The sequence below is a fragment of the Spiroplasma endosymbiont of Cantharis nigra genome (genome assembly GCF_964019925.1).
In the GTDB taxonomy this organism is placed as follows: Bacteria; Bacillota_I; Bacilli_A; order Mycoplasmatales; family Mycoplasmataceae; genus Spiroplasma_A.
Genome location: NZ_OZ026470.1, coordinates 476,702 through 502,644 on the forward strand (window position 1 = coordinate 476,702; position 25,943 = coordinate 502,644).

The 25,943-nt window shown below is 23.4% G+C and carries 27 protein-coding genes; 6 read left to right on the forward strand and 21 right to left on the reverse strand.

Features of this window, described 5'->3' with window-relative positions; all coding sequences use genetic code 4:
* The gene (locus AACL04_RS02020; RefSeq protein WP_339030953.1) at positions 1-1,635 is read right to left on the reverse strand and encodes a 1-deoxy-D-xylulose-5-phosphate synthase N-terminal domain-containing protein; all 1,635 of its coding nucleotides are present in this window, start codon (positions 1,633-1,635) and stop codon (positions 1-3) included.
* Between the two features lie 143 nt (positions 1,636-1,778).
* On the opposite strand from AACL04_RS02020, the gene AACL04_RS02025 reads away from it, so the two are divergent.
* Complete coding sequence (locus AACL04_RS02025; RefSeq protein WP_339030955.1) at positions 1,779-2,495, forward strand: glucosamine-6-phosphate deaminase; 717 nt, start codon at positions 1,779-1,781, stop codon at positions 2,493-2,495.
* Between the two features lie 27 nt (positions 2,496-2,522).
* Here the strand turns inward: AACL04_RS02025 and xseB are convergent, their stop codons facing one another.
* From xseB to AACL04_RS02050, 5 genes are read right to left on the reverse strand one after another with little or no spacing between them, the layout of a single operon-like run.
* Positions 2,523-2,726 carry an exodeoxyribonuclease VII small subunit gene (xseB, locus tag AACL04_RS02030; protein WP_339030956.1) on the reverse strand — a complete coding sequence of 68 codons (204 nt, stop codon included), beginning with the start codon at positions 2,724-2,726 and terminating at the stop codon, positions 2,523-2,525.
* A gap of 1 nt (position 2,727) precedes the next feature.
* Entirely contained in the window at positions 2,728-3,996 is a 1,269-nt protein-coding gene (xseA, locus tag AACL04_RS02035; protein WP_339030957.1) for an exodeoxyribonuclease VII large subunit, read from the reverse strand.
* Positions 3,997-4,034: 38 nt separating this feature from the next.
* A complete protein-coding gene (locus AACL04_RS02040; protein ID WP_339030960.1) occupies positions 4,035-5,516 on the reverse strand; it encodes a hypothetical protein in 1,482 nt (493 codons plus the stop codon).
* Between the two features lie 12 nt (positions 5,517-5,528).
* Positions 5,529-5,930, reverse strand: a complete 402-nt coding sequence (locus AACL04_RS02045; RefSeq protein WP_339030962.1) for a transcription antitermination protein NusB — start codon at positions 5,928-5,930, stop codon at positions 5,529-5,531.
* Positions 5,931-5,953: 23 nt separating this feature from the next.
* Positions 5,954-6,973, reverse strand: a complete 1,020-nt coding sequence (locus tag AACL04_RS02050) for a lipoprotein (protein ID WP_339030963.1) — start codon at positions 6,971-6,973, stop codon at positions 5,954-5,956.
* Positions 6,974-7,038: 65 nt separating this feature from the next.
* Between AACL04_RS02050 and AACL04_RS02055 the strand changes: the two genes are divergently transcribed.
* Positions 7,039-7,275: a hypothetical protein gene (locus AACL04_RS02055; protein ID WP_339030965.1), complete on the forward strand. Its 237-nt coding sequence runs from the start codon at positions 7,039-7,041 to the stop codon at positions 7,273-7,275.
* Between the two features lie 5 nt (positions 7,276-7,280).
* Positions 7,281-7,463 carry a hypothetical protein gene (locus tag AACL04_RS02060; RefSeq protein WP_339030967.1) on the forward strand — a complete coding sequence of 61 codons (183 nt, stop codon included), beginning with the start codon at positions 7,281-7,283 and terminating at the stop codon, positions 7,461-7,463.
* 26 nt (positions 7,464-7,489) lie between these two features.
* Here AACL04_RS02060 and AACL04_RS02065 read toward each other — a convergent pair whose 3' ends face one another.
* The 3 genes from AACL04_RS02065 to AACL04_RS02075 form a co-directional block, all read right to left on the reverse strand.
* Positions 7,490-8,395 carry a deoxyribonuclease IV gene (locus AACL04_RS02065; protein WP_339030969.1) on the reverse strand — a complete coding sequence of 302 codons (906 nt, stop codon included), beginning with the start codon at positions 8,393-8,395 and terminating at the stop codon, positions 7,490-7,492.
* A gap of 137 nt (positions 8,396-8,532) precedes the next feature.
* A complete protein-coding gene (locus AACL04_RS02070; protein WP_339030971.1) occupies positions 8,533-9,429 on the reverse strand; it encodes a riboflavin kinase in 897 nt (298 codons plus the stop codon).
* A complete protein-coding gene (locus AACL04_RS02075; protein ID WP_339030972.1) occupies positions 9,419-9,691 on the reverse strand; it encodes a hypothetical protein in 273 nt (90 codons plus the stop codon). The genes AACL04_RS02070 and AACL04_RS02075 overlap by 11 nt, the downstream gene beginning before the upstream one ends.
* Before the next feature lie 223 nt (positions 9,692-9,914).
* Between AACL04_RS02075 and AACL04_RS02080 the strand changes: the two genes are divergently transcribed.
* The gene (locus AACL04_RS02080; protein ID WP_339030974.1) at positions 9,915-10,676 is read left to right on the forward strand and encodes a hypothetical protein; all 762 of its coding nucleotides are present in this window, start codon (positions 9,915-9,917) and stop codon (positions 10,674-10,676) included.
* Positions 10,677-10,683: 7 nt separating this feature from the next.
* Here the strand turns inward: AACL04_RS02080 and AACL04_RS02085 are convergent, their stop codons facing one another.
* The 4 genes from AACL04_RS02085 to AACL04_RS02100 form a co-directional block, all read right to left on the reverse strand.
* Positions 10,684-13,329 carry an Ig-like domain-containing protein gene (locus AACL04_RS02085; protein WP_339030975.1) on the reverse strand — a complete coding sequence of 882 codons (2,646 nt, stop codon included), beginning with the start codon at positions 13,327-13,329 and terminating at the stop codon, positions 10,684-10,686.
* Between the two features lie 426 nt (positions 13,330-13,755).
* Positions 13,756-14,505 carry a polysaccharide deacetylase family protein gene (locus AACL04_RS02090; RefSeq protein ID WP_339030976.1) on the reverse strand — a complete coding sequence of 250 codons (750 nt, stop codon included), beginning with the start codon at positions 14,503-14,505 and terminating at the stop codon, positions 13,756-13,758.
* Between the two features lie 96 nt (positions 14,506-14,601).
* Positions 14,602-16,320 (reverse strand): PTS transporter subunit EIIB, encoded by a 1,719-nt coding sequence (locus tag AACL04_RS02095; protein WP_339030977.1) that lies wholly within the window; start codon positions 16,318-16,320, stop codon positions 14,602-14,604.
* Between the two features lie 5 nt (positions 16,321-16,325).
* Positions 16,326-17,687, reverse strand: coding sequence for a glycoside hydrolase family 1 protein (locus AACL04_RS02100; protein ID WP_339030979.1), 1,362 nt, complete (start codon positions 17,685-17,687; stop codon positions 16,326-16,328).
* 120 nt (positions 17,688-17,807) lie between these two features.
* On the opposite strand from AACL04_RS02100, the gene AACL04_RS02105 reads away from it, so the two are divergent.
* Positions 17,808-18,560 carry a hypothetical protein gene (locus tag AACL04_RS02105; RefSeq protein WP_339030981.1) on the forward strand — a complete coding sequence of 251 codons (753 nt, stop codon included), beginning with the start codon at positions 17,808-17,810 and terminating at the stop codon, positions 18,558-18,560.
* Between the two features lie 5 nt (positions 18,561-18,565).
* Here AACL04_RS02105 and AACL04_RS02110 read toward each other — a convergent pair whose 3' ends face one another.
* Positions 18,566-18,877 carry a hypothetical protein gene (locus AACL04_RS02110; protein WP_339030982.1) on the reverse strand — a complete coding sequence of 104 codons (312 nt, stop codon included), beginning with the start codon at positions 18,875-18,877 and terminating at the stop codon, positions 18,566-18,568.
* An 11-nt stretch (positions 18,878-18,888) separates the two neighbouring features.
* Positions 18,889-19,572, reverse strand: coding sequence for a hypothetical protein (locus AACL04_RS02115; RefSeq protein ID WP_339030984.1), 684 nt, complete (start codon positions 19,570-19,572; stop codon positions 18,889-18,891).
* 135 nt (positions 19,573-19,707) lie between these two features.
* Here AACL04_RS02115 and plsY point away from each other — a divergent pair, with 135 nt between their 5' ends.
* Positions 19,708-20,583 carry a glycerol-3-phosphate 1-O-acyltransferase PlsY gene (gene plsY, locus AACL04_RS02120; protein WP_339030986.1) on the forward strand — a complete coding sequence of 292 codons (876 nt, stop codon included), beginning with the start codon at positions 19,708-19,710 and terminating at the stop codon, positions 20,581-20,583.
* 43 nt (positions 20,584-20,626) lie between these two features.
* Here the strand turns inward: plsY and AACL04_RS02125 are convergent, their stop codons facing one another.
* The 6 genes from AACL04_RS02125 to AACL04_RS02150 all read right to left on the reverse strand — a co-directional run bounded on the left by AACL04_RS02125 (position 20,627) and on the right by AACL04_RS02150 (position 25,865).
* Entirely contained in the window at positions 20,627-21,598 is a 972-nt protein-coding gene (locus AACL04_RS02125; protein WP_339029629.1) for an IS3 family transposase, read from the reverse strand.
* Positions 21,529-21,876 (reverse strand): hypothetical protein, encoded by a 348-nt coding sequence (locus AACL04_RS02130; protein WP_339029627.1) that lies wholly within the window; start codon positions 21,874-21,876, stop codon positions 21,529-21,531. Before AACL04_RS02130 ends, AACL04_RS02125 begins: the two co-directional genes overlap by 70 nt.
* 106 nt (positions 21,877-21,982) lie before the next feature.
* Positions 21,983-22,660 carry an MBL fold metallo-hydrolase gene (locus tag AACL04_RS02135; RefSeq protein ID WP_339030987.1) on the reverse strand — a complete coding sequence of 226 codons (678 nt, stop codon included), beginning with the start codon at positions 22,658-22,660 and terminating at the stop codon, positions 21,983-21,985.
* A 138-nt stretch (positions 22,661-22,798) separates the two neighbouring features.
* Complete coding sequence (locus AACL04_RS02140) at positions 22,799-23,023, reverse strand: YneF family protein (protein WP_053946172.1); 225 nt, start codon at positions 23,021-23,023, stop codon at positions 22,799-22,801.
* 56 nt (positions 23,024-23,079) lie between these two features.
* Positions 23,080-25,047 (reverse strand): transketolase, encoded by a 1,968-nt coding sequence (gene tkt, locus AACL04_RS02145; protein ID WP_339030992.1) that lies wholly within the window; start codon positions 25,045-25,047, stop codon positions 23,080-23,082.
* Between the two features lie 197 nt (positions 25,048-25,244).
* Positions 25,245-25,865: a lipoprotein gene (locus AACL04_RS02150; protein ID WP_339030993.1), complete on the reverse strand. Its 621-nt coding sequence runs from the start codon at positions 25,863-25,865 to the stop codon at positions 25,245-25,247.
* Between the last annotated feature and the right edge of the window lie 78 nt (positions 25,866-25,943).

Sequence of the window (25,943 nt, forward strand, 5' to 3'; positions counted from 1 at the left end):
TTATTCCTCAAATATTTTCTTTATGACTGTTTCAACGTCCATGTCTAAATCTTTTAATAATAATTCTTTTTCACCATGCTTTATATTAATTTTATCAAATGAGAAGCTATATATATTAAGATTATTATATCTATTTTTAATATTTGCAAATAAATTATTTTTATTAATTACTTGTTCATAGACAAAAATTTTATTATCTTTATGTTTTTCAAGTAATTTAATATCTATTGGATTAATGTATCTTGCATTTATTAAGTTAATTTTCAAATTATTTGTTTCTATATAATTTTTAAATTCACTTAGTATATTTCCATAGCTAATTAAAGTAATATTGTTATTTTTGTTAAAAATTAATTCTTGTCACTCACCAATTTTAAATTCTGAATTTGTTTTATCTTCAATAGCTTGCATATTTTCATATCTTAAAAAGAATTGTTTATCATTTGTTAAATATGACTGTTTAATCATAATTTTTAAGTCATTAATACTATATGGTTGGCAAATTATAGCTTGATTAAAGTTATTTATCATGAATAAATCATATATTCCATGATGACTAACTCCCCCACTGTAACTTAAACCTCCCCTATCTATTAAAAAGCTCATAGCAAAATTATTTCTAAAGACATCATGAATTAATTGATCAAAAATTCTTTGAAAAAACGTTGAATAAATTGAAATAAAAGTCTTTTTATTTGTATTTGCTATTGCACAAGCTGCTAGTACACCAAATTCTTCATTTATACCAACATCAATTACATTATTTTTAAATTTAGTTTTTAAGTTAGTAAAATTTGAAGAATTTAGCATTGCAGGACAAACTAAATAATCATTTTTTGTAAAATACTTTTCTAATTCAATAGCTATTAACTTAGAATAGTTATTTACAATATTAGGTTCCAGAGAATGTTTTTCAAATAGATTTTCTTCTCCACTATAGCCTAGTGCTTTTTTAGTAAAACAATGAATTACAACATGTTTTTCTTCTTCATTGGCTTGATCTAGCGCTTTAAAAACTTGATCAAAATTATTACCATCTTCACATTTAATATATTTTAAGCCTAAAGATTCAACATACATTTTCATATCTTTTATCTTTATTGAATTTTCTCCAATCGCTTGATTGTTATCATTTAAGATTGTAATAGTTTTTTTATCTGCATTTTGTAAATTAAGCAAACCTGCTAATGTGTATGAACCTAAAAAGGCAGCATCTCCTATGATAGAAATAATATTTTTTTTATTGCTTGCAATTGCATAACCAAATTGATATGCAATTGAAGTTGAACTATGTCCAGTACTAATTCAATCATGCTTAGACTCTCCTATTTCTTGAAAGTTACTTAAGCCATTAAATTTTTTTAATGTTTTAAATTTTTTTAAACCATGAACTAAAAGTTTATAAATATGTGATTGGTGACCTGTATCAAATAAAACTATTGATTCATCTAAATTATAATAAACTAAAATAGATAATGTCAATTCTACAACTCCAAGATTACTTCCAATATGACCCTTATTTATTTTTACAAAGTCATTTAAAAAAATTCTTATTTCTTGTGCTAATTGTATTAAACTTTGACTATCTTTCATTTTGTATAAGGTTTTATAATTTTTTAAATCTACTAATTTCATTTGTTTTCACCTATCTTATTTTACAATATTGAGTCTATAAAAAAACAAAATGTTTATGTTTTTTTTGTTATTTACTTTCCAAAGAGGAAAGTAAATAACAAGGATCTTATTTTAAAATTGGATTAGAAGAAAGGAATTGAAATATGAATGTTATAAAAACTAAAAATTATGATGAAATGAGTGATATGACTCTAGATTTATTTATAGATATTATTAATAAAAATAATAAAGAAAGAATTAATATTGCATTAACTGGAGGTAAAACTCCGTTACTATTTTATAAAAAGTTAATTGCTAATTTAGCTAGAATTAAAGATATAAATAAAATACACTTCTACAATTTTGATGAAATTCCTTATAAAAAAGATCTTTCAAAGGGAATGACTATTGCAGATTTAGAAAAAATATTTTATTTACCAGCTAAAATAAATGAAAAAAATATTAAGAGAATGAATATCTTAAATTGAAAAGAATATGTTAGTCAATTAGAAAAAGATGGAGGTTTGGATTTAGTTTTATTAGGTATTGGTACTGATGGTCACTTTTGTGGAAACCTATCAGGAGTTACAAAATTTGGTGACACAACAAGATTAATTAATAATAAGGATTTAGAAAAAAATCCTAGTGTACCTAAGTTAGATGCTAACTTGTTTCACAGTCATTATGTTACTTTGGGACCTAGAGAAATAATGGCAAGCAAAAATATTATTATGATTGCTAATGGAGAAAACAAAGCAGACATAATTAATAAAATAATAAATGGTCCAATTATAGAAGAAGTTCCATCTTCTATATTAACATTACATCCAAATTTTAATTTAATTATTGATGAAGATGCAAATAAAATAGTAAAAGTATAAAATAAAATCTGGTTTTTAACCAGATTTTTAAAAATTTGTTACATCATTATTATCTAAAACTTTTTTAACTTCACCCTCAAGAAAAGTTAATTGTTCTTTAGCTTCTTTTATCATATCAGTCCCTTTTTTAAATAACTCAATAGAATTTTCCATTGAAGTATTCGAATCATTTAATTTATCTGATATATTTTTTATTTCATCTAATAACTCATTAAAATTTTTTTTATTCATATTATTCACTTCCTTCTTCTAATTTAAACTTAACAGTACCATCTTTTAAGACTGCATTTATAATTTTATTTTTTGATACTTCCTTAATTGATCTAATAACTTTATTATCTTGTTTTAAAATTGAATAACCTTTTGATAAAGGTAAGTAAGGACTTTGTAATTCAATTTTTTCTTCATAAGTTTTTAGTTCTATAATATTTTTTTCTAATTTATTAATTAAACTTCTTTTTCAAGTTGAAATATTATTTTCAAAAGTTGTATTTATAAATTTTAATTTGTTAATAATAATTGAATTAAAATTTATAGAAGTATTTTTAAAATTATTAATCATTTGATTAAATTTATTTTTAATACTTAAATTTAATTTTGAAGATAAATTATTAACCTCTATAATTACTTTTTCAATTTTAGTTTTTAATATTTTACCAAATTCATTTGTTTTTGTAGATAAAGCTTGTAATACACTATCCTTATCAGGAGTTGCTTTTTCTCCAGCTGCAGTTGGTGTTGAAGCTCTAAAGTCAGAAACATAATCTGTTAAAGTTATATCAGGTTCATGTCCAACACCACTAATTATTGGTATTTGACTTTCTCTAATTGCTTCAAGAACTTCCATTTCATTAAAAGATCAAAGGTCTTCATAACTTCCTCCACCTCTTCCAACTATTAAAGTATCAATTTTTATTTCAAATTTATTTGCTTGTCTTATTTTTTTAGCAATATCTTTTGCTGCTCCATCACCTTGAACTAAAGATGGAAATAAAAATATATTTACTGGTGGATATCTTCTTTTAATAGTAGTAATTAAATCTTTAACTGCATCACCTGTTGCAGCAGTTATTATACCAATATTCTTTGGGAATTTAATAATTGGCTTTTTAAATTCATCAAGAAATCAACCCTGCTCTTTTAGTTCTTTATATCTTTTGTCGTATTGAAGAGCAAGTTCTCCAATTCCATCTACTCGAACATCATAAACAACAAAAGTTATTTTTCCTGTTGGTTTATAATATGATAAAGAACCTCTTGCAATAATTTCAGTTCCCTCTCTAATATTTAAATTTGTAAAGATACTTGCATTAGTCTTTCAAATTGCACAATCAATTTTTGATTGACTATCTTTAAGCGAAAAATAAATATGCCCAGTCTTATTAAGAGTTAAATTAGCAACTTCACCTTTTACATTTACATTTTTAAAAGTATTTGAATCTTCAAGATATTCCTTTAACATATCTGTGAAGTCAGTAATTTTAAATATCATTTCTGTCATTTTAGCACCTCTTAAATATTATATGCTTCTTTATTTTTTTAATTCATTTCTTCAAGACATTTTTTTGTTTTTAAATATAAAATTTCATAATTTACTAAATCTTGTTTTAATATTTTTTTATTTTTTAAATAAAAAACTAAATCCTCATATTTATTGTCAATAAAATTTGATAAGTCTCATATATTTTTTTTATTAACCGATTCTTTAAAACTTAGATATTTATCTTGATCATAATTATCAGTTAATAATTCTATCTCATCTTTACTTTCCTCATATAATTTTATAAAATTTTTAAATCTAAGTATTTTTTCATTTGAAATAGTTTGCTCTACTTTCTTATTAATTTCTTCTTTGTTTTCTATTTGATTTAAGATATCATCTTGTGGTTCAAAAATATTATCATTTGATAAATCTGTTAAATTTTCATGATCATTAAAAGTAACTGTTTTTTCTAAGTCTTGTTCTTCTTCTGACTCTAAAGAAGTATTTACTTTGTCTAACTCCAACTTTTCTTCTTTTTTATCATTATTTTCTAAAATTTTATTTCAATATCAATTTAAAGTATCTGATGTTTTAGAATTATCTGTTGTTAATTCTATTTCTGGTTTTCTTTTTTGATTTTTAGATAAATATTTTATAAGCTCATTAAAATTTTTAAAGTTTCTTAAAGATAATGGTTTTAATAAACTAAAGAAATTATTTTTATCCACTGTGAAAATAGGTCCATCATCTTTAATAAATTTTGCAAAAAACTTTAAATCATTTACTAAAGTGGTTTTATAGTTTTCTTTTACTTCAACATTGTTAAAAAAAACATAAATTGTATCTTCTGTTATTACTTCAGATAACTTTTCCATTTTATTTTCATATCTTAATTCATCATAATTAAACGGTGTATAAAGAAATTTATCTAAACTATTTACAATATTTTTTGCTAAAAATTGATTTCACTCATTCTTATAACTTATTTTAGTTCCACTAAAAATTTTATTAGAAACAACATTAAATAATTCTTTGTCATAAACTTTTAGTAATTTGATTAATTGATCTTGATAATGAGAAATTTTTCTATCAAACTTTGCATACTTTAGGAAGTGCTGATTATTATATCAGTCCAAATTTCTAATTGTTACATTTACATTTAAATCATCTGTAAGTTTGTGAATTAAATTTTGAATTTCTAAATCTTTTTTTGATACTTTAGATGCAGTTATGAAAACAACATTTTCAAAATGTTGTTTTGAAAATTTTCTCTTTGATTTTTTTAAATAATCTTTTATTAATAAATAATCTTTTGAATTAAAAATTTTAGATTCAAAACTTTGTAAATAAGAATAAGTTGAAAGTTCACAAAAAGCTTTTGTTAAAAAATTTTCTTTAACTTCATCATAAGAACTTATTTTTTGTTTAAAAATATAATTTTTAAACTCCTTATAAATTAAAAGTTTGATTTCTTTTGCCATCAAAAATAGATGATCATTTAAATCATTTTTAAAATTTGTGAAATTTGTAATACTCATATCTTTACCCTCTTATTTTATATTATCTAAAAGACCATTTACAAATGCTGTTTCAAAGCTCGGTAAATACTGTCTTGTTAATTCGATACTTTCATTTATTATTATTGCCTTTGGAGTTATTTCTTTTTTTATTTCATAAACTGCATTAACTAAAATTGCTTGAATAATTTTAGGCAATCTAGTTCAGTTTCATAATTCAGGCAATAATGATGAAATTATTTTTTTGTATTCAAGTGTGTTTTCTAATATATCAAAGATATAATTATTTAATTCTTCATCCAAACTATCTAATTGAAAACCGTCTAAAACTTCTTGTTTTATTTTATTTATATCTTCTTCTAATAAAAAAAGTCTATATAAAATTTGAATTGTATTTTTTCTTCTTTTTTTTAATATGGTAATTGTTTTTTCCATTTTCTTTTTTTATCTTTCTTTTTTTATTCTTTTAAAACAAAAGTTTTATTGTTTAATCCTAATCAATTATCAGATTCTTTTGTAGTGTTTCATTCTTTACCAGATTTAAATTTATTTATGAGTTCTATAAAGCCATTTAATAAATTAGGATTTTTAGGTTCTTTTTTATTTTCACTAGTTTCTTTAATTGCTATTAAATCTTTATATAATTTTTCTTCAGGTGATAGAACTTTTCATTCCTTATTTTCTTTGCTAGGATAATGTGGATTCTCAACATTAATTCATTCTAAACTATTTGATAGATCAAATTTATTTTCAGAAGCTTCTTTAATTGCTTTTAAAATACCTTTTATAAATTTTATTGTAATATTTTTATTTTCCTTAAAAAAAGTCAATTCAAGTTCAGGTTTATTTTTATCAATTAAATTAGACAAATCATTAAAAAAGTATTTTTCAATTTTAATTATATTTTCAATATCTCCAAAAATACCATTTGAATCCTCAGCTTTATAAACTCCATCAGTCATTTCTGGAATATTTGTAAATTTTAATTCTAAGTATTTTTTATTAAATTCTGTTTCGGTTCCATCAGACTTTATTTCCCTATATGTAAAATAAACAGGAATTGTCTTATGTTTATTATTATCATTAAAATTTTTCTCTAAATAAGTAATAAGATCTTCTGATTCATTCTCTTCACCTATTGGAAATCCTGTATTACTTTTATAAAACTTAAATTCAATGTTATCTTCTTCAATGTTATTATCACCAATACCAAATTTTTCATTGAATTCTTTTTGATTAGTAAAGTTATTTGCAATTATTTGTTTTATTTCAGTATTAATATTTTCTTTAGTAGTATCTTCTGCTTCAGTAGTATCTTTATTAAAAACAATTGTATTATGAGTTTTTGTTCCTCAAAATTTTTCAATATCTTTGAAACTTTTAAAAGTATTATCACTTGTTATTTTACAACTAACTATTTGAGTTGCTGGAGTAACAATTATTGATAAGCCAGTTAAAATTGTAAGTAATTTTTTCATTTTTTTCACCTTAATTCCCTATTATTTTACATTAATATATTATTAAATAAAGAAGAAATTTAGTGATGAGTGATGATTTTTTAGACTATAATGTCAAAATGAATACTTTATTTCATTTATTAGGCAATAATCAACAATTAGAATTAACAAATAGACAAATTAATGAATTATATATAAAAGTATTAACAAATTTTAAAGAAATTTATGTAGATTTAAAGATAGTTATCTTATTTGATAAAGAATGCTTAAAAGATATAATTTTAACCTTAATAGATTATTTAATGATTGTCACATTGATCTAGATGAAATGCAACAATATAGTAAAAATCAATATATTAGAGTGGAATTTTTAACGCTATTTTCAATGTTAATGCCACTAGAAAATGGTTATTTACAAGCAAATTTTTATAATCAAATTAAAGAAATTAATCAAAATATTGTAGTTCTTGATAAAACCTTATGACTAAGATTAAATTTATTTCATAAATAATAAAAAACTGCTTTAAAAGCAGTTTTTTACTTCATTTCCTTATCTTTAAATGGATTTGTAAATTTATTATTTTTAATCATTTCAATTTCAACCTTATATGGACTGATTTTTCCATCAATTCAAGGTGTTTCTAAAACAATCGGTATTTCTTTAAATAATGGATTATGAACAATATTTGCAAGTGAATTAAAACCAATATAACCATATCCAATATTTTCATGACGATCTTTATGATTTGAAATAGGATTTTTACTATCGTTTAAATGAATGGCCATTAGCTTATCTAAACCAACTTTTTCATCGAATTCTTTAACAACTTCATCAAAGTTATTTTTAACATCATAACCTGCATCATGCATATGACATGTATCAAAGCATACTCCAACTTTATCTTTTTGTTCGACTAAATCAAGTACTGTTTTAATTTCTTCAAATGTAATGCAAACTTCTGTCCCTTTTCCTGACATAGTTTCTAAAGCAACTTTTACTGGAGTATTTGGTAGAGCTTTATATACCATATTTAGCCCTTTTGCAACATTAGCTAATGCAAGTTCTCTTGGAGCTCCAACAGCTGCACCTGGATGCAATACAACAGTATGTACACCAATTTCTTCTAATCTCATTAATTCTTCTTTTAACAATCTAACTCCCAATTCAAAAGTTTCAGGTTTTACTGTATTTGCTAAATTTATTGTATATGGTCCATGACAAATAACCTTATTGATATCGATGTTATTATCAATTAGCATTTTTTTAAATTCAACAATATTAAGTTTACTTGTTTCAGTTCTTCTAGTATTTTGTGGAGCTCCTGTAAAAAACATTAAAGTATTTGCTCCATTTTCAATTGATTCTTTTGCACTACCAATTAAATAGTTATTGGGTGCATTCATTCCAACATGACTTCCTAAATAAAATTTTTCTTTTTCCATAGTTTATATTGCTCGTTTCTTTCATAATTATTTTAACATAATTAAATTAAAGTAAATATCTCACATAATAGTTTAGTCTTTTATTACTTTAAAAAAAATATCAGCTTTTAAAATTTAAAAAACTGATATTTTTAATGCTATTTTATATATTTTTTGAATTTAAGTGTATTTTCAACATCTTTTTTTAGTAAATCTTTTAATTCTTCAAAACCACTTACTTTAATATTTTCTCTTAATTTTTCAAGTAAAGTAACTTCAACTTTTCAGCCATAAATTTCTTTATCAAAATCTATTAGAAATATTTCAAAAACATCTTGATTCATTTCATTTTTTCAATAACATCCAGAACCTAAAAAGTGTTTTTCCAAACTTTCAACGTAAACATCACAAGCGTATACTCCATAACTTAAAGCTATAAATTCTTCTGTTATTAAATTTATTGTAGGAAAACCAATTGTTCTTCCCCTCTTTTTACCTTCGCTTACTCTTCCAGTAAATTGATAATTTAGATTATTTATTTTTTCAAATTCTTTAAACTTACTTTCCTTTAATAGGTTTAAATTAATTTCAAGATCTTTTGTTTCTTTAGAATCAATTATTATTGCATCCTTTTCTCAACATTTTTCAATGAAATTTGTAGAAAATTTATTTGCTTCTGGTAGATTAAAGTTTTTAGCTACTATCATTTTTTTTATATTTAAAAATCCATTAATATTTTTATAAAGATCAATATCATTCATAGAATTAATCATTGGATTTAATTGATAAAAAACTACATAATCAATTTTATTTTCTTCAGCCTTTTTAATTATATTTTTAGAATTTCAAAGACCATAATTCATTTCTCGAGTGCTTAAAACAAAAAGAGTTGTCTTTATTTTTTCTTTTAATGCTATTTTTTTTAGTAATTCTATTTGTTGATCTTCTTTTTTACTTCAATTTTCAAAGTCTGCTAATAATCCAACTGATTTATCAAGGTGTAACATAATCATTGTCATATTATTATAAAAAAATGTAATAGTATTAGATTTCATTTTTATCACCACTTCTTAATAATTTATAGTTATTTTCTGCTTGTTCAAAATCAAAATTTGTTAAAATTCTTTTTTTAAACTTAAATGCCTGTTTCATACTTGTAAATGTAAAAATAGTAAAGCATTTTGTACATTTAAAATAACTATCTCTCTTGTCTTCAGCAATATTATCATGAAGACAATCGCTTATTCCTTGATTAAAATATACATAATCAAGATCAAATTCCAATTCCTCATTTAAGTCAAATATTTTTTTATTCATAAGTTATCACCAAAGTATATTTTAACATATATGGATTTATTTTAAAATTACTTTTTCTTAATTTATTATACAAAAATAAACTTTTAATTTACTTTATACAATAAATTATTTTTAGATTTATGTGAAATATTAAAAATTATTTTACAATTACTTTTAAAATAATGAATAAAAAAAATAAGATATATAATACTTTTGAGTAAAGAGAAATAAGAACAAAGAGAATATGAATGAACTACTATATAAAAAAATTGAAAAAATAAGTAAAAATTATATTAATGATACATTTAAAATTATTAGTCAACAAATTTTAAAAGATTTCTGAAATAATAATTTTAGAAAACAAAAGCAATTAGCAAAAATGTGTAATGTAAGTGAAGCTACAATTACAAATTTTTCAAAATCAATTTCACTTTCTGGTTATCGTGAGCTAATTATAATTTTAAAGATGGAATATAAAAATAATTTTATTGATATTAAAACTAATAAAGTAAATAAGATTTCAGAAATATTTACTAATTTTACAAGTTTTACAAAAGATACTGATTTTAAAATAAATTTATTTAAAAAAATTATTTTGGAAAATAATAAAGAAATTATTATAATGTCTTCTTACGAAACATTTTTCTCATCAATTTTTTTATCTGATTTATTAAATCAAAAAAATTATAAAGCTACTGTTTTTGATTTATCAAAAAGTGTAAATAATTTAAATCAATCACATTATTTTGAATATTCTTATATTTTTATTTTTACTGGTGATGAAGCCCATAGTCTTTATAACGCCTATGACTTTTTAAAAAATAAAATAGATAAAAATAATATTTTTATCTTATATACATATTTGTGAGAAAAAAACTTTGATCTTATTGATAACAAATTATTTTTAGATCAAAATTATTATGAAACAAATATTACAGGATTAAATTTTTTTCTTATTAATTTTTTTAAATATTTTTCTACTTTAATTGATTATAAAGTTGATTAATAATTTATTAAATTAATCTTGCTTTAACTTCAATTTTAACAACTTCTCTTGCATTATCAGCATTAACTTTAATAATTGCATCTCCTATTAGTAGAGCCTTAATTGAAATAGTATCTCCTTTAACAGTAACTGTTATTAAACCTGAAGAACTATCTTCAACTGTGGGATTTTCTAAATCATCATAATTTAAAATTTTAACTTTTGTCATAGCACTACCTACTCTAATTTTAACTTTTGTTTTATTTACTTTTATATCTATTAATTTTTTTGTAATGTTAATATTAACTTCTATTGGATTTTTTGCATTATCAGCATTAACAATTATTTTTGCTTCGCCTTCTGCAAGACCATCAATTAGAATATTATTATTTTCATGAGTTACTCTAATGATATTTGGATTATTACTTGTAACTGTAACATTAATTAAACTTTCAAAATTTTCTATTTTTATTAAAACTTCATTCTCTGCTTCAATACTAATATTTGTATTATCTAATTCAATATCTATTAATTTTTTTGTAACTATAACATTTATTTCTACAGAAGCTTTTGCATTATCAGCATTAACAATTATTTTTGTTTCACCTTCACTAACACCTGTTATTTTAATAGTTTCATTTTCAATTATTACTTCAGCAGTTTTTAAATCCTTAGACTGAACACTTACATTATTTAGACTTTCAAAATTTTTGATTTTTATTGAAGAATTTGTTTCTCCTGACTCTAAAGTAGTATCATTATTTGATAACTCAATGTTAAATAATTTTTTTGTAACTATAACATTTATTTCAATTGGCATTATTGCATTGTCAGCATTAACAATTATTTTTGTTTCACCTTCACTAACACCTGTTACTTTAATAATATTTTTTTCTATGATTAACAAAACAATATTTGAATTATTTGCTTCAGCATTAACATTATTTAAATCGCTATAATTTTCTATTGTTATTAAATCACTGTCATCAACTTCCATGCTAGTAGTATTATTTGATAACTCAATGTTAAATAATTTTTTTGTAACTATAACATTTATTTCAATTGGCATTATTGCATTGTCAGCATTAACAATTATTTTTGTTTCACCTTCTACAAGACCTGTTATTTTAATAGTTTCATTTTCAATTATTACATTAATAATTTTTTCATTATTTGCTTTAACAGAAACGTTATTTAAACTTTGATAATTTTTTATTATTATACTTGAATCAGTTTCTTGAGCTTCAACACTAACTTTATTATTTGATAGATCAATATCAAATAATTTTTTATTTACTATTACATTTATTTCAACAGCATTTTTTGCATTGTCAGCATTAACAATTATTTTTGTTTCACCTTCACTAATACCTATTATTTTAATAGTTTCATTTTCAATTAGTACTTCAGCAACACTTGTATTTTTAGATTGAACACTAACATTATTTAAACTTTGATAATTTTTTATTTTTATTGAAGAGTTTGTTTCTTCTGCTTCAAGACTAACTTTATTATTTGATAAATCAATATCCAATAATTGTTTATTAACAGTTACACTTATTTCCATTGCTTCTTTTGCATTGTCAGCATTAACAATTATTTTTGTTTCACCTTCACTAATACCTATTATTTTAATAGTTTCATTTTCAATTAGTACTTCAGCAACACTTGTATTTTTAGATTGAACACTAACATTATTTAAACCTTGATAATTTTTTATTTTTATTGAAGAGTTTGTTTCTTCTGCTTCAAGACTAACTTTATTATTTGATAAATCAATATCCAATAATTGTTTATTAACAGTTACACTTATTTCCATTGCTTCTTTTGCATTATCAGCATTAACAATTATTTTTGTTTCACCTTCACTAACACCTGTTATTTTAATAGTTTCATTTTCAATTATTACTTCAGCAACACTTGTATTTTTAGATTGAACACTAACATTATTTAAACTTTGATAATTTTTTATTTCTATTGAAGAGTTTGTTTCTTCTGCTTCAAGGCTAACTTTATTATCTGATAGATCAATATCCAATAATTGTTTATTAACAGTTACACTTATTTCCATTGGATTAACTACATTGTCGGCATTAACAATTATTTTTGTTTCGCCTTCTTCAATAGCAGTTATATGAATTGTTTCATTATCATTAAATACTGTTGCAATATTTTTATCTGTTGATTCTACATAAACATTATTTAATGCTAAGTAGTTTTCAATTTTTAATGAAGAATTAGTTTGCCCTACTTCAATAATTGCTTTATTATCTGATAATTCAATATTAGTTTTTTCTGGCTCTTCTGATTCATTAACTATTGCTTTAAAAGTTCATTTTTTCTCTAAGTTTGAATTTTTAGTTGACCCAACTAAAGTTAAAAAAGTTTCACCAATGCTATTTGCATTTAATTCAAATTTACCATCATCATGTATAACTTTTTCAGTAACATGTGCAATTTCCATATTACTTGAATACATTTCAAAATTTTTATGATCCTTATTGTATTCTTCTCAATCTTGAATTCAATGTCAATCCTTGTTACCATGATTCATAATAAAATTTTGCTCTTGTACTTTTTTTTCTTTTGTACTTGGCACTGTATACATAATAATTAATAAAATAAGCCCAATGATTAGTAAAATAATTACTAATGGTTTAAAGATTTTTCCCATATTATACCTCTAAATTTTTCTATTTATATTATAATATTTAGAAAAGTTAAAGTACTTTAATAAAGTTAAAGTACTTTAATAATTGACTAATAAAATAATTAATAGATTTTTTTAGAGTGATTTAAATATTTAAATTATTTATTTTTTTAAAATTAAAACTAATTCATAATAAAAAATAAATTATATCTACAATTATAAAACCAAAATTGATTCCGATATTAACTCCTCACGAAGAAGTTCATATTAAAAAAGTAAAAACATAGAGAAGAATAATTCATATAATATTTAATAATGCCATATTAATATATATAATTTTAAATATTTTCTTTGTGTCTTTTTTAAAGTAATTTCCAACTGAAAAATATATAAAAAAAATGGAAATAAAGTTTAGAGTAATAAATTGAATAATTTCAAAAGTTGATCACATTAGAAAATTAAACCTCCATAATTCTTATAGTAATGTTCCCCACTACTAAAATTAGCTGTTTTATAATTATTTTCAGCTAAATATAATAATAAATCTGGAAGCCATTCTTTTGCATAATCTCTTGTATGACAAACTAATATTTGTCCAGGTTTGATATTTTTTTTATATTGCTTTAGAATTTTATTTTTTCCACAAATACTTTCATTGTAATCACATCCTAAATAACCTCTAACAAAGTAGTCAATTTTCATTTTGCTTTTAATATAATCCATACCTCTATAATATTGAAGATATGGCATTCTTACTGGAATGTCACTAATATTTTTTTCTATATTATTCTCTTGATAAATTTTAGCTATCATTTCACTAGTTTGATAAAATTCATTAAAACCCTCTTTTGTTTTAAATTGATAATTATTATGATTATAGGAATGATTTCCTAATGAATGACCCTCATTAATAATTCTTTTGACAATCATTTCAATTTTTTTATCTGTTCAATACTTTTCATAATTTATTCCTGTTCCAAAAAAAGTTGCCTTGGCATCATTTTCTTTTAAAATATCTAATATTGTTTCATCTTCAAAACCAGGGCCATCATCAAAAGTTAACATAACAATTTTTTCTTTTGTATTTATTCTATTTACTTCATAATTAACTTTTGGAGTTGAAAAATTAAAAATAATAGAAAAAAGTAAAATTAATAATAGAAAAATATGCAATATGTTTTTAAATTTAATTTTTTTCATATATTTTCTCCTAGTAAAAATATTTTAAATTAAATTAAAAAAATGTTCCACATTTAATAGGACATTTTTTTAATTTATATTACTAATAAGTTACTATTATAATTTATTAGTAACTCCATTATTTCTTTTTTCTAATAAAATTCGTTGTTTTAAAGTTTTTTTAGATTCCCTTTCTTTTTTGATTATTTCTTTAAATTCTGTCTTAGATATTAATTTTAATTCATTTAAATCTTCATTATATTCTTCTAATAGAAGATCACGAGTTCTCTCTTGAAAGAATTTAATTTTTCCTAATAATAAAGTCATTATAAAAGTTACAGTACAACTAATTGTAATTGAAATTCCACCTCAAAGAAATCCACCTCCCATTCAAGTAGTAACGCCAGTTGCACTTGGTGCTTTATGTTGGAACATTAAGAAACCAAATATTGAACTTGCTCCTTGTAAGGCAAAAGTATTAGAAGCAACAAGAATTAAACTTCCGCAAAATACTCCGATTGAACATGCAATTAAAGGATATAAATGTTTCAAATTTACTGTAAATAAAGATGGTTCTGTAATTCCCCCAACAATAGCAGAAACTCCATTTGAGACACCCAATTCTTTTAATTGTCTTACTCTTTTATTTAATATTACAAAAGCTATTGTAGCTACACCTTGGGATACATTTGATAATGTACATAAACCCTGAATAATAGTTGCTCCATAAGCTGATTGACCTTGTAATATAATTGGAGTTAAAGAATGATGTAAACCTGTTATTACAAGAGGACCATATAGTGCTCCCAAAAGTGGTAAAGCAATATATTTTGCAATTCCATTTGTACTTAATCAATTAACTGAAATTGATAAATAATTTGTAAATAATAATCCAATTGGAGCCACAATAAATATTGCAAATATAAATGTTACACCTATTATAAGAATTGGACTTAAAATATTTTTAGTAGTAGTGTTAGATATTTTAGAAGTTCATCTTTCCATATAAGCTCCAAAAATAGCTACACCAATCATTGGTACCATTAATCCATTGAAGTTTATTTTTCATGGATATACTATTCCTTTACCAAATAATGTTCATCCAGGATATTGTGACAAAATAGTTTGTCCTTCTTGAACTTCAACAACTCCCATTGTTACTAATCCTGGAGCTGTCAATACAACTCCAATAAGTATTCCATAAATTGAACTACATCTCATTGCTTTAAAAACAGTGTAACTAACTGCTATTGTAATAAATAGTGAAAAAGTACTAGTTAAAATATCAAGAATACTTGCAAATTGACCAAAGAAATGAACACTATTGGCTAATGAAGTTCCATCTCCATTTCATTCAACGGTCATTAGTGATCAAATTGTTAATAATAGCCCATAACCAATTAAGGGATATACTATTGGTGAAAATACCTTACTAATAAAAGAAAGACATTTATTGGTAAACCCTTTAACTCTAAATTTACCTTTAATTTGTTTTATCTCTTCAAGTTGTTTTGTTTTAAAATCAGTATCCTTTGAATTAGTTGATTTTAATAATAAAGTTCTACCATCAAGGTCATAACCATTTATTTCACAAAATGTTTCATAAAATTCAGCAACGTCCATACCAATTATAATTTGGTATTCATCACCACCTTCATTTTTTTTGATTCCTGTTACAGCTTCACTGGATTTTAATTTTTCTTCATCAATTACTTTCCAATCTTTTAAATGAAATCTCATTCTTGTCATACAGTGAGTAAAGTAATTTATATTTCCATAGCCACCTAAGTATTGAAAAATATCTTGAACTGATTGAATATATTTCTTCTTAATCATCTTAATTATCCTTCCTTATTTTCAATTAATTTTTTATATCAAAAAGCTGATTTTTTAAATTTTCTGCTTTGATCTTTTAAATTAACTTCAATTAAGCCATATCTATTTTTAAAAGCATTTCTAAAACTTCAGCAATCCAAGGCAGCTCAAATATGATAGCCAAAACAATTTGAACCATTATCAATTGCTCTTTTGATTTGAATAAGATGATCTTCTAAAAATTCAATTCGATAATCATCATTTATTATTCCTTGTTCATCTCTAAATCTATCTTCATTTTCAACACCCATTCCATTTTCTGCAATATATCAAGCAATATTGTTATATTTTTCTTTAATCTCCATCCCAATTTCATAAAGAGCTTCAGGATATATTTCTCATCCTCTATAAGGATTTATTTTAGCTTCCTTTGGAATATCAATAATAAAATTATCCATAATTCATCTTTCCTTGTGATTACTTTGAACTTTTACTCTACAAGGGAAATAATAATTTATTCCTAGAAAATCTATTTTAGTTTGTTTAATTATTGCTAATTCCTCATGACTATAACTAGGTAAAATTGAATATTGCTTCAAAGTTTTTACTAAAATGGGGTCAATTACACCATTAAACATAATATTTAAAGGTCCCCTATTAACATATGCATCATAAATTTTTGCCCCTTCTTGATCTTCATCAGAATTAGAAAAAGCATAGGTATAATTTCAATTAAAAACTAATCCAATTTGAGCTTTTAAACTATATTTTCTAAAAACTAATAGTACTTTGGAATGAGCTAAAAATATTCCATATGCTTGCTGTACAGCTTGTTTAGGGTCATCCAAAGCAGGATAATGTTTATCATTTAAATAACCTTCATATACAGGAACTAAAGGCTCATTAAATGTCACATAAGAGTCAACACTATCTTGATACTCTTGAAAAATAAATTCACAATATTGAACAAAAGATTCAATTACTTCTCTTGAAGCTCACCCTCCTTTTTGATGGGCTCAAAGTGGCATATCAAAGTGAAATAAAGTCATAATTATTTTGATGTTATTTTTTTTATATTCATTAATATAATCGTGATAAAACTTCACTGCTTGTGAATCAAGTGTTTTACCATCTGGAAATAATCTTGCTCAAGAAAATCCCGTTCTTAATGAATCAAAACCAATCTCTTTAAACATTTTGATATCTTCTTTATAATGTCTTGTAATATCACATGTTACATTAGGTCCAACATTATTATGAAATAACTCAGGGCTTTCTTGATAATATTTATCAAAAGCTAAATCACCAATCTTTGTGATACCCTTTCCTTCAGTTTGCAGTGCACTCATGGATGCTCCTATTTCAAATTTTTTTGAAAACTTAATCATTTTTACTTACCTCCAAATTAATTCTATTAAATAGAATATTTTTTTACAATAAATTATATTAATGGAGAATTTTTTTGGAAAATCAAAAAAACTTTGTTAATATATATCTAGGAGATAAATATGTTCAAAAGCATTAAAGAAAAATTGATATTAATAAAAGCCAACCTTGAAAATCAAACCCATGTTTCAATTGCTAATTATTTACTTGACTGTATTGAAAATAAAAAAACGCCTAAAATTAATGAATGTTCAAAACAAAGTTTTTGTTCTGAATCTGTCATTACAGCGTTTGCAAAAAAATATGGTTATGATGGTTTTAAGGAACTGGCAATAAGAATTAAAGTTGAAACTGAATATTATAACTGAACAACTTTAACAATTAATAATGAAAATAATAACAATTCCTATAGAAATTTAATCAATAAATCCATTGATTTAATCGATTCACAAGAAAACAAAATAATAGATCTTGTTAACTCTATTAAAAAAACAAAAAATACTTATGCTATAAGTTGTTACCAACAATTATTTAATACAGAATTGTTTATAAGTGAATTAAATCTATTAGGTTATAATGCTCATTTTAATTATCAAAGAAAATTAAATGAAACTTGAGTTAATAGAGTAACATCTGAAGATACTTTCATAATAGTTGCTTTTGGTTTGGATAATCAATATGTAATTAATTTTTATAATTTACTTAAAAACAAGACTGACAATATTTTTATTATATGTTCACCATCACAAGAACATAAATTTGACAAGTATAGTCAAATAATAATTATTGACTATTATGAACGCACTACATTTTTGGAATCAACAAGAAGTTCCTTAATTATGTATCTTATGAGTTTTATAGTCTATAAACTATAAAAAAATTATTTTGAACTAGTTTCATTTAACTTTTCAATTTTGGATTTAATAAATTGAATTTCTAATTCAATATAAATTAACTCCTTTTTTTTATCTTTAATAATATAATAGTTTTTGTCATTTTCTTTTCTTCTTTTAAGATGAATTTGATAAAAAAGAAAACCTAATAAAGGAAAGAAAAATCAAAATCACAAATTTTTTCTAACTTTTTTATCAATTTGCTTTTCTTGTTTTAGTAAGTCTTTATAATCTTTTTCAATAATAATAAGCTTTTCTTCCAACTCTTTTTGATTCATTTTGTCATATTTATTAAACATATTTTTTTCCTTTAAACAGCAATAATTTGCTTTAATATTTCATTTACTAAATGATTTAATGATTGAAATATTATTTTTACTTCATTTGTATGAGCTAAAAACTGTTGTTTTTCACTTTCTAAACCAACTACTTCTAAACTAGAATAAATATTTTTTGTATCTTGTAAGAATAAAACTAATTTTTCGCAATTTTGTAATTTTTCTTGAAAATTATTTGAATTATTAATGTTTTTAATTAACAAACAAATATCTTGTGAAAATTTTTTATTTCAGTTATCAATATTAAACTCTTCAATAATTTCTTGATAACTTTTATTATAAAGATCTATTTGATCATTAAAAAATTTACTAATATAAGTTAAAAAAAATTCACCAGGATCTTTTTCTTCAATTTTTTCAAAATTATTACAATAGCTTCTTCACTCTAATTCAGTTTTATAAAAGTAGTGATATCTTTGCAAAATTAAAGTTAGCATCAAACTTAGTTCGATTGGTTCATTATTAATGTTTTTTTCAAAAAAATTATTAATTCCTTCAAATAAAGTTTTACATTCATCTGTTTGACCTAAAAAAATTAGTTCATTTTTTTGTTCTTTATTTAAATTAAATTCTTTCTTATTTAAAAGACCATATAAATCCTTTTTATATAAACTAAAAATAATACTTTTTAAATTTATCTTTTCACTTAATTTCATTCTTAATAAACCCTCCTATTTTAGGAAATAATTTGTAGGACTATTTTATTATTCTAAACTATTTTATTGCATATTACTATAAGTTTATAGTAAGATAACTTATGATTATTAGATATTTTACAAGGAGCGTAGAACATGACTTTAGGAATTATTTTAGGAACTTTTATAACTTCTATTCTCGCATATCTCTTAGGAAGTTTTTCTTTTTCAATTGCTATTGTAAAATGAAAAACCAATAAGGATGTTAGAGAGCAAGGAAGTAAAAATGCTGGTGCAACTAACGCAAGTCGTATGATTGGTAAAAAATGAGGAGTTGTAATTATGTTATTAGACTCCTTTAAAATATTTTTAGCGGTACTTCTTGCATTTTTAATTAGTTTAATACCAACTGGCTCAACTGAAATTTTTAAAAATACAATTTTAATTATTCCAGGTTTCTTTGCTTTAGTTGGTCATTGTTGACCAGTTTACTACAAATTCAAAGGTGGTAAAGCTGTAAGTTGTTTTTTAGGTTTAATGTTAGTTGCTAACTTTCTTGTAGGTTTAATATTCTTTACAATATGATTAATTTTAGTATTAGTTTCAAAAAAAGTAAGTATTGGTTCTATTTTTGCAACAATTTTAGCTGCAGCATTAATGTGAATTCCTCAACTTTCTGGATTAAGTAATTTTTCAATTAATGGTAATGACTTTGAAAATGCCTTCCCATTTGTTTGATATAATAAATTTCACTTAGTTAATGGTTCACCAATGGATAGTTTTTTAGTAATAAACTTAGTTGTAACTTTTGCAGCACTTATTTTATTGGCAAGACATTATCAAAATATTATTAGACTAATTAAAGGTACTGAACCTGCATTTTTGGGAAAAGGGAAAATTAAGTCAAATGAAGATGATATTGAAGTAAATGAATTGGATAAAAAGAATAAAAATGCAAAAAAAATTATTATAAATGAATCTAATTCAAAGGAAAAAAACGGCTTAAAAATAAAAAATAAAAAAAGTACTTAATTATAATTATGAATATACTTTGTCAAGTATACAAAATGTTTTTTTATAAAGTAATTGCATTTAATGCAATTACTTTTATTTTGTTTCAATTATTAAAGTATTCATAAGATGGAGGGTTAGAAGTTTTAACTCGTATTCTTTCATAATTATAGAAGTGAATATATTTACTAATAGAGCTTTCCAATTTTTCAAAAGAGTTTACTTTTAACTCTTTTTTTCATTCCTCTTTTAATGAAGAAAAAAATGTTTCACACATTGCATTATCTATTGAATTTCCAGGTCTTGATAAAGAAATAATTATATTATTCTTTTTTGAATAGTTTTTTGCAAAAAATGATGTATATTGAGAACCATTATCAGAGTGAATTATAAGCGATTTACTTATGTCATTTCTATATTTTGTTGAATTAATAAGAGTATCTCTATAAATTTTTATATCATTTATTTTAGACAATTTATAACCAACTATAAATCCTGTCTTAACATCCTTTAAAATACTAAGATAAGCAAATTTATTATTTAATGGTAAATAAGTAATGTCAGTCACTCAGCATTCATTCTTCTCATAAATTTCTCATTTTCTATTAACAATATTGGGTCCATGAGTAATACTTTTCTTTTCCTTAGGTTTTCTAATCATCTTTTTAACTCTAATTACTGAATACATCTTATATATTCTCATTATTCTTGCTACTTTATTTTGACTAATCTTTATTCCCTTATTTTTTAAACATATTGTTATTCTTGGACTACCATAAATACCTTTATATTTAAAAAAGTGAAACTTTATTTCTTTTGCAATATTAATGTCTATTTTTATAATATAATCCTTTTTACCATTGCTAACTCACCTATAGTAACTTGATCTAGTAATTTTTAAAAGCTTACATAAATCCGAAATACGATATTTGTATTTAAATTCTTCTATGATTTTATAAATATAATTTATTTTTTCTTTTGATTTTCCATCATTTCATTGAACTTTTTTATAACTTCATTTTCCATTTCTAATCATTTAATTTTCTTTTTAAGAATTGCTAGTTCCTTATCTTTTGGGTCTAAAGAATTTGGTCTAACACTAGAATGCTTGTTGTGCTTTCCTGTTTTTGAAATTAAACATTCAGCTCCATATATTTTATAATTTATGCAAAGGTTTCTTGCTGTTGAATAAGATACACCATATTCAATTGAAAGCTCTCTAAAAGTTCTATTTTCATTATAGTGTCTATTTACTAACTCTTGCTTTTGTTTGATACTTAAAATATTTGATTTATTACCTGTAACATTTGACATATAAAAAATTCTCCTTGTATACATTCTATGTTTTTTTTAACATTATGTATACTTAGAGAATTATATTCACTTAATTATAATTAAGTACTTTTTTTATTAATAAAAACTATTTTGATATATATTTTCTTAAAAGTTTAGCATCTTTATCTTCTAAAATATTATTTATTTTAAAACCATAATCATAATGACCAGTAAAAACTTTAAAATCTTTATTAAAATTACTTATTAATCAGTTAAAAGTCTCTAAAATTAACTTTTCATTTTCATTATTTAGTTGCAACAATCCATCAACTAAATAAGTTTCATCTTTAAGAATGAAATCACCTGTAAATAAGAATTTTTCTTGTGGTACTGAAATGATTAAAGAACCTTCTGTATGACAATTCTTTTTAAATATTTCAATATCATATCCATTTAAATTTACTTTTCCATCTTGTGATATTACTTTTAAATTTTTTATAGGTTCTAATATACATTTATTAACACCTTCAAAATAATTACTCATATTTTTTATTGGATCAAAAAGATTTAATAAATCCTCTTTTCCAATAAAAACATTAGGATTATTTTGACTTTTTGAAATTTCATTTATTCCATAAAAATGTGGAAAATGACCATGTGTTATAAAAATATCTGTTATTTGAATATTATTGCTCTCCACAAATTTTATTATATCTTTATAAGATTCATATGCTGTATCAAATAATACACCCTTTTTTTCTTCATTGTGTAATAAAAATGCATTTACCCTTTTAAATTTTTTACAAGTAAAAACTTGTATCATTTTTTGTCCACCGTTCTAATATTTTATAATTGATATTCTGTACTTCATACGGAATTAAATTCCTAATTAATTATATAATATTTTTTTAGTAAAAAAAAAAAAAAAATGTTTTTTAATAAAACATTTTTAATAAATTTTTTACTTTCCTCTTTTAACAGCATTCATAGTTTTTTTAATATCACTTTCAGTTGGTTTTCTTCCCATACTTCTGTACATAGCTCTAATTTGATTTTCATTAATTGGTGGATTTTCTCTTAATTGTTTTTGAATAACTTTTCTTGTTATTATAAAACCAATTATTCCCCCAACAATAGCAGTAGCTATTGCTATTAATAATGCCCCTCATCATACTATAGTTCCCATTATATTTAAATCCTCCTTGATTAATAATTCTTTTTTAATATTAACATAATTTTTAATTATTTTAAGATAGTTAATATGTCTTTTGCTATATCTTCGCTAGTAAATCTAATTTCTTTAATAACATCATTGAATGGTGCAGAATAACCAAATGTATCAATTCCATAAGCTTTACCATTATCACCTAAAAATTTATGTCAACCAAAAGTTGTTGAAAGTTCAATTGAAAATCTTTGAGTACTTCTATTAATAATAGTATCTTGGTATTTTTTTGATTGTTTAATAAACTCATTCATATTTGGCATTGATACAACATTTACTTTATGACCCTTAGTTTCTAAAATTGATTTTACTTCCATTGCTAAAGCAACTTCACTTCCTGATGCAATTAAAGTAACATTTGCATTTTTTGTTTCGCTTAAAATATAAGCACCTTTTTTTACATCTTCAATAATATTTTTATTATGATCTAATTCTTTTAAATTTTGTCTTGTTGCAACAATCACACTTGGAATATTTTTATTATTCAAAGCAATATAATAACTTGCGATAGTTTCTGCCATATCACATGGTCTATATAAACTTATATTAGGAATACTTCTTAACATTGCCAATTGTTCAATTGGTTGATGTGTTGGACCATCTTCTCCAACTGCCACAGAGTCATGAGTGAAAATACTTAAAGTTTGAACTTTCATAATTGCACTCATTCTTAAAGCAGGTTTTAAATAATCTGCAAAAACAAAAAACCCTGAAGCTACTGGCAATAGACCACCATGAAGTGCAATACCATTATTAATTGCACACATTGCAAATTCTCTTACTCCATACATAATATTTCTTGCACTTAGATTATTAAAATCATAATTTCCATCAGCACCTTTTATTTTAGTTGATTCACATAAATCAGCACTTCCCCCAATAATTGAGCTAATATTTTTGCTTAAATAGTTAAATACTTCTCCAGAACTTACTCTTGTTGCTTGTTCTACATTTCTATTTAATGCTTGCAACTCTTTTAAATCAATATTTCACTCTTTATTAATTGAGTTAATAAGTTCTTGTGCTAATTTTGGGTTTTTTGCTTGATATTTTGCAAATTTTGAATTCCACTCTTGTTCACTTTTAACTCCCCTACTTAAAACATTTTCTTTTCAAAAGTTATAAACTTCTTGGGGGATGTTAAATTCTTCTTCTTTTCAATTGAAATAGTTTTTAACTGTTTCAATATCGCTTCCCAATGGTGCTCCATGAACCTTAGTAGTTCCTTGATTGGTTGCTCCAATTCCAATAATTGTTTTAACTTCAATATATGTTGGTTTATCACTTTTTTGTGCTATTAAAATAGCCTTTTCAATTTCTTTTAGATCCTCACCATTTTTAATATGTAACGTATTTCATCCAGCTGCTTTAAATTTAAGAGTAATATCTTCACTTTGAGCTAATTCAACTGGAGCATCTAATTGAATGTCATTTGAATCATGTAAAACAATTAACTTATTTAATTTATATCTTCCTGCAAAACTTATTGCTTCATGACACACACCTTCTTGTAAATCACCATCACCACATAAAACATAAGTAAAATGATTAACAATATCAAAATCTTTTGTATTATATTTTCCTGCTAAATGACTCTCTGCTAATGCCATTCCCACTCCCATAGCAAAACCTTGCCCTAATGGTCCAGTTGTTGCTTCAACTCCTTGAGTATGACCAAATTCAGGGTGACCTGGTGTTTTTGAATTCAATTGACGGAATTTTTTCATATCCTCTATTGATAAATCAAATCCTGATAAATGTAGTGCACTGTAAAGTAATGCGCTCCCATGACCTGCGCTTAAAACAAATCGATCTCTATTAAATCAAGATGGATTTTTAGGATTTAAATTCATAAGTTTTGTAAACAAAGTAAATACTATTGGACTTGCTCCTAAAACTATTCCAGGATGCCCTGAATTTGCTTTATTAACAGCTTCTATGCCTAAAATTCTTAGAGCATTTAGATTTTTATTGTCTTTATTCATATTTCTTTTGAACCTCACTTTTATTCAAAATAATTATATCTCTAAAATTAAAAAAAATTTAATTTGTATCAAGATATGTTTTAAATTTTTGATTAAAAAAAAAAAAAAAATCCAATAAATGGATTTTTAAATAATTTTGTGGATAAATTATTTTTTACAATATGTTTAAATTTTCTTGTATTTTTTCTAATTATAAATTATTCTGCAGCAACTACAGTAATTTCTTTTGAACCAGTTAATAATGTTGATGCTTCAACTGCTTCAACTTTAAATGTATCTCCAGCAGTTAATGCCTCAGCATATGTTCCACCTTTTGCAGTATAAGTAATTTTGTAATCTGTAGTTTCTTTAGCATCTTTAGATAATTTTACTATTGCAGCTTTAATTGCATTATCAGCAGTGTCTTTATCCATATCTGCTGTAATTTTAATGTCTAAAGTATCTAAATTAACTTTTGTTGCTGCTTTTTCAGCAATTTTAATAGTTTTTGTACCAGTTAATAATTTTGAATCTTTTGTTGCTGCAACTGTTATTTCAGTTCCATCAGCTAAAGCTTCTTCAGTTTCATCTTCATCAGCTCTTGTTGGTGCTTTTACAGAAATTGTATAATCTGTAGTTACCTTAGCATCTTTTACTTTAGCAGTAATTTGTTTTGCAATTGATTCTTTTGCTTCTGTTTCTGTTAATCCTGATTCAACACTTAATTCCATTTTTGCTAAATCAGTTTTATCATCAACTTTATCTCCACATGCAACAACAGTTGCACTTGTTGTAGCAACTAAACCAGCTGCTCCTAATAATCCTAATAATTTTTTCATTTTTTTCCCTTTCGTAGCCAATTAAGGCTTAACTATATTATATAAAAATATTTTAAAATATAAAAATATTTTTACAAA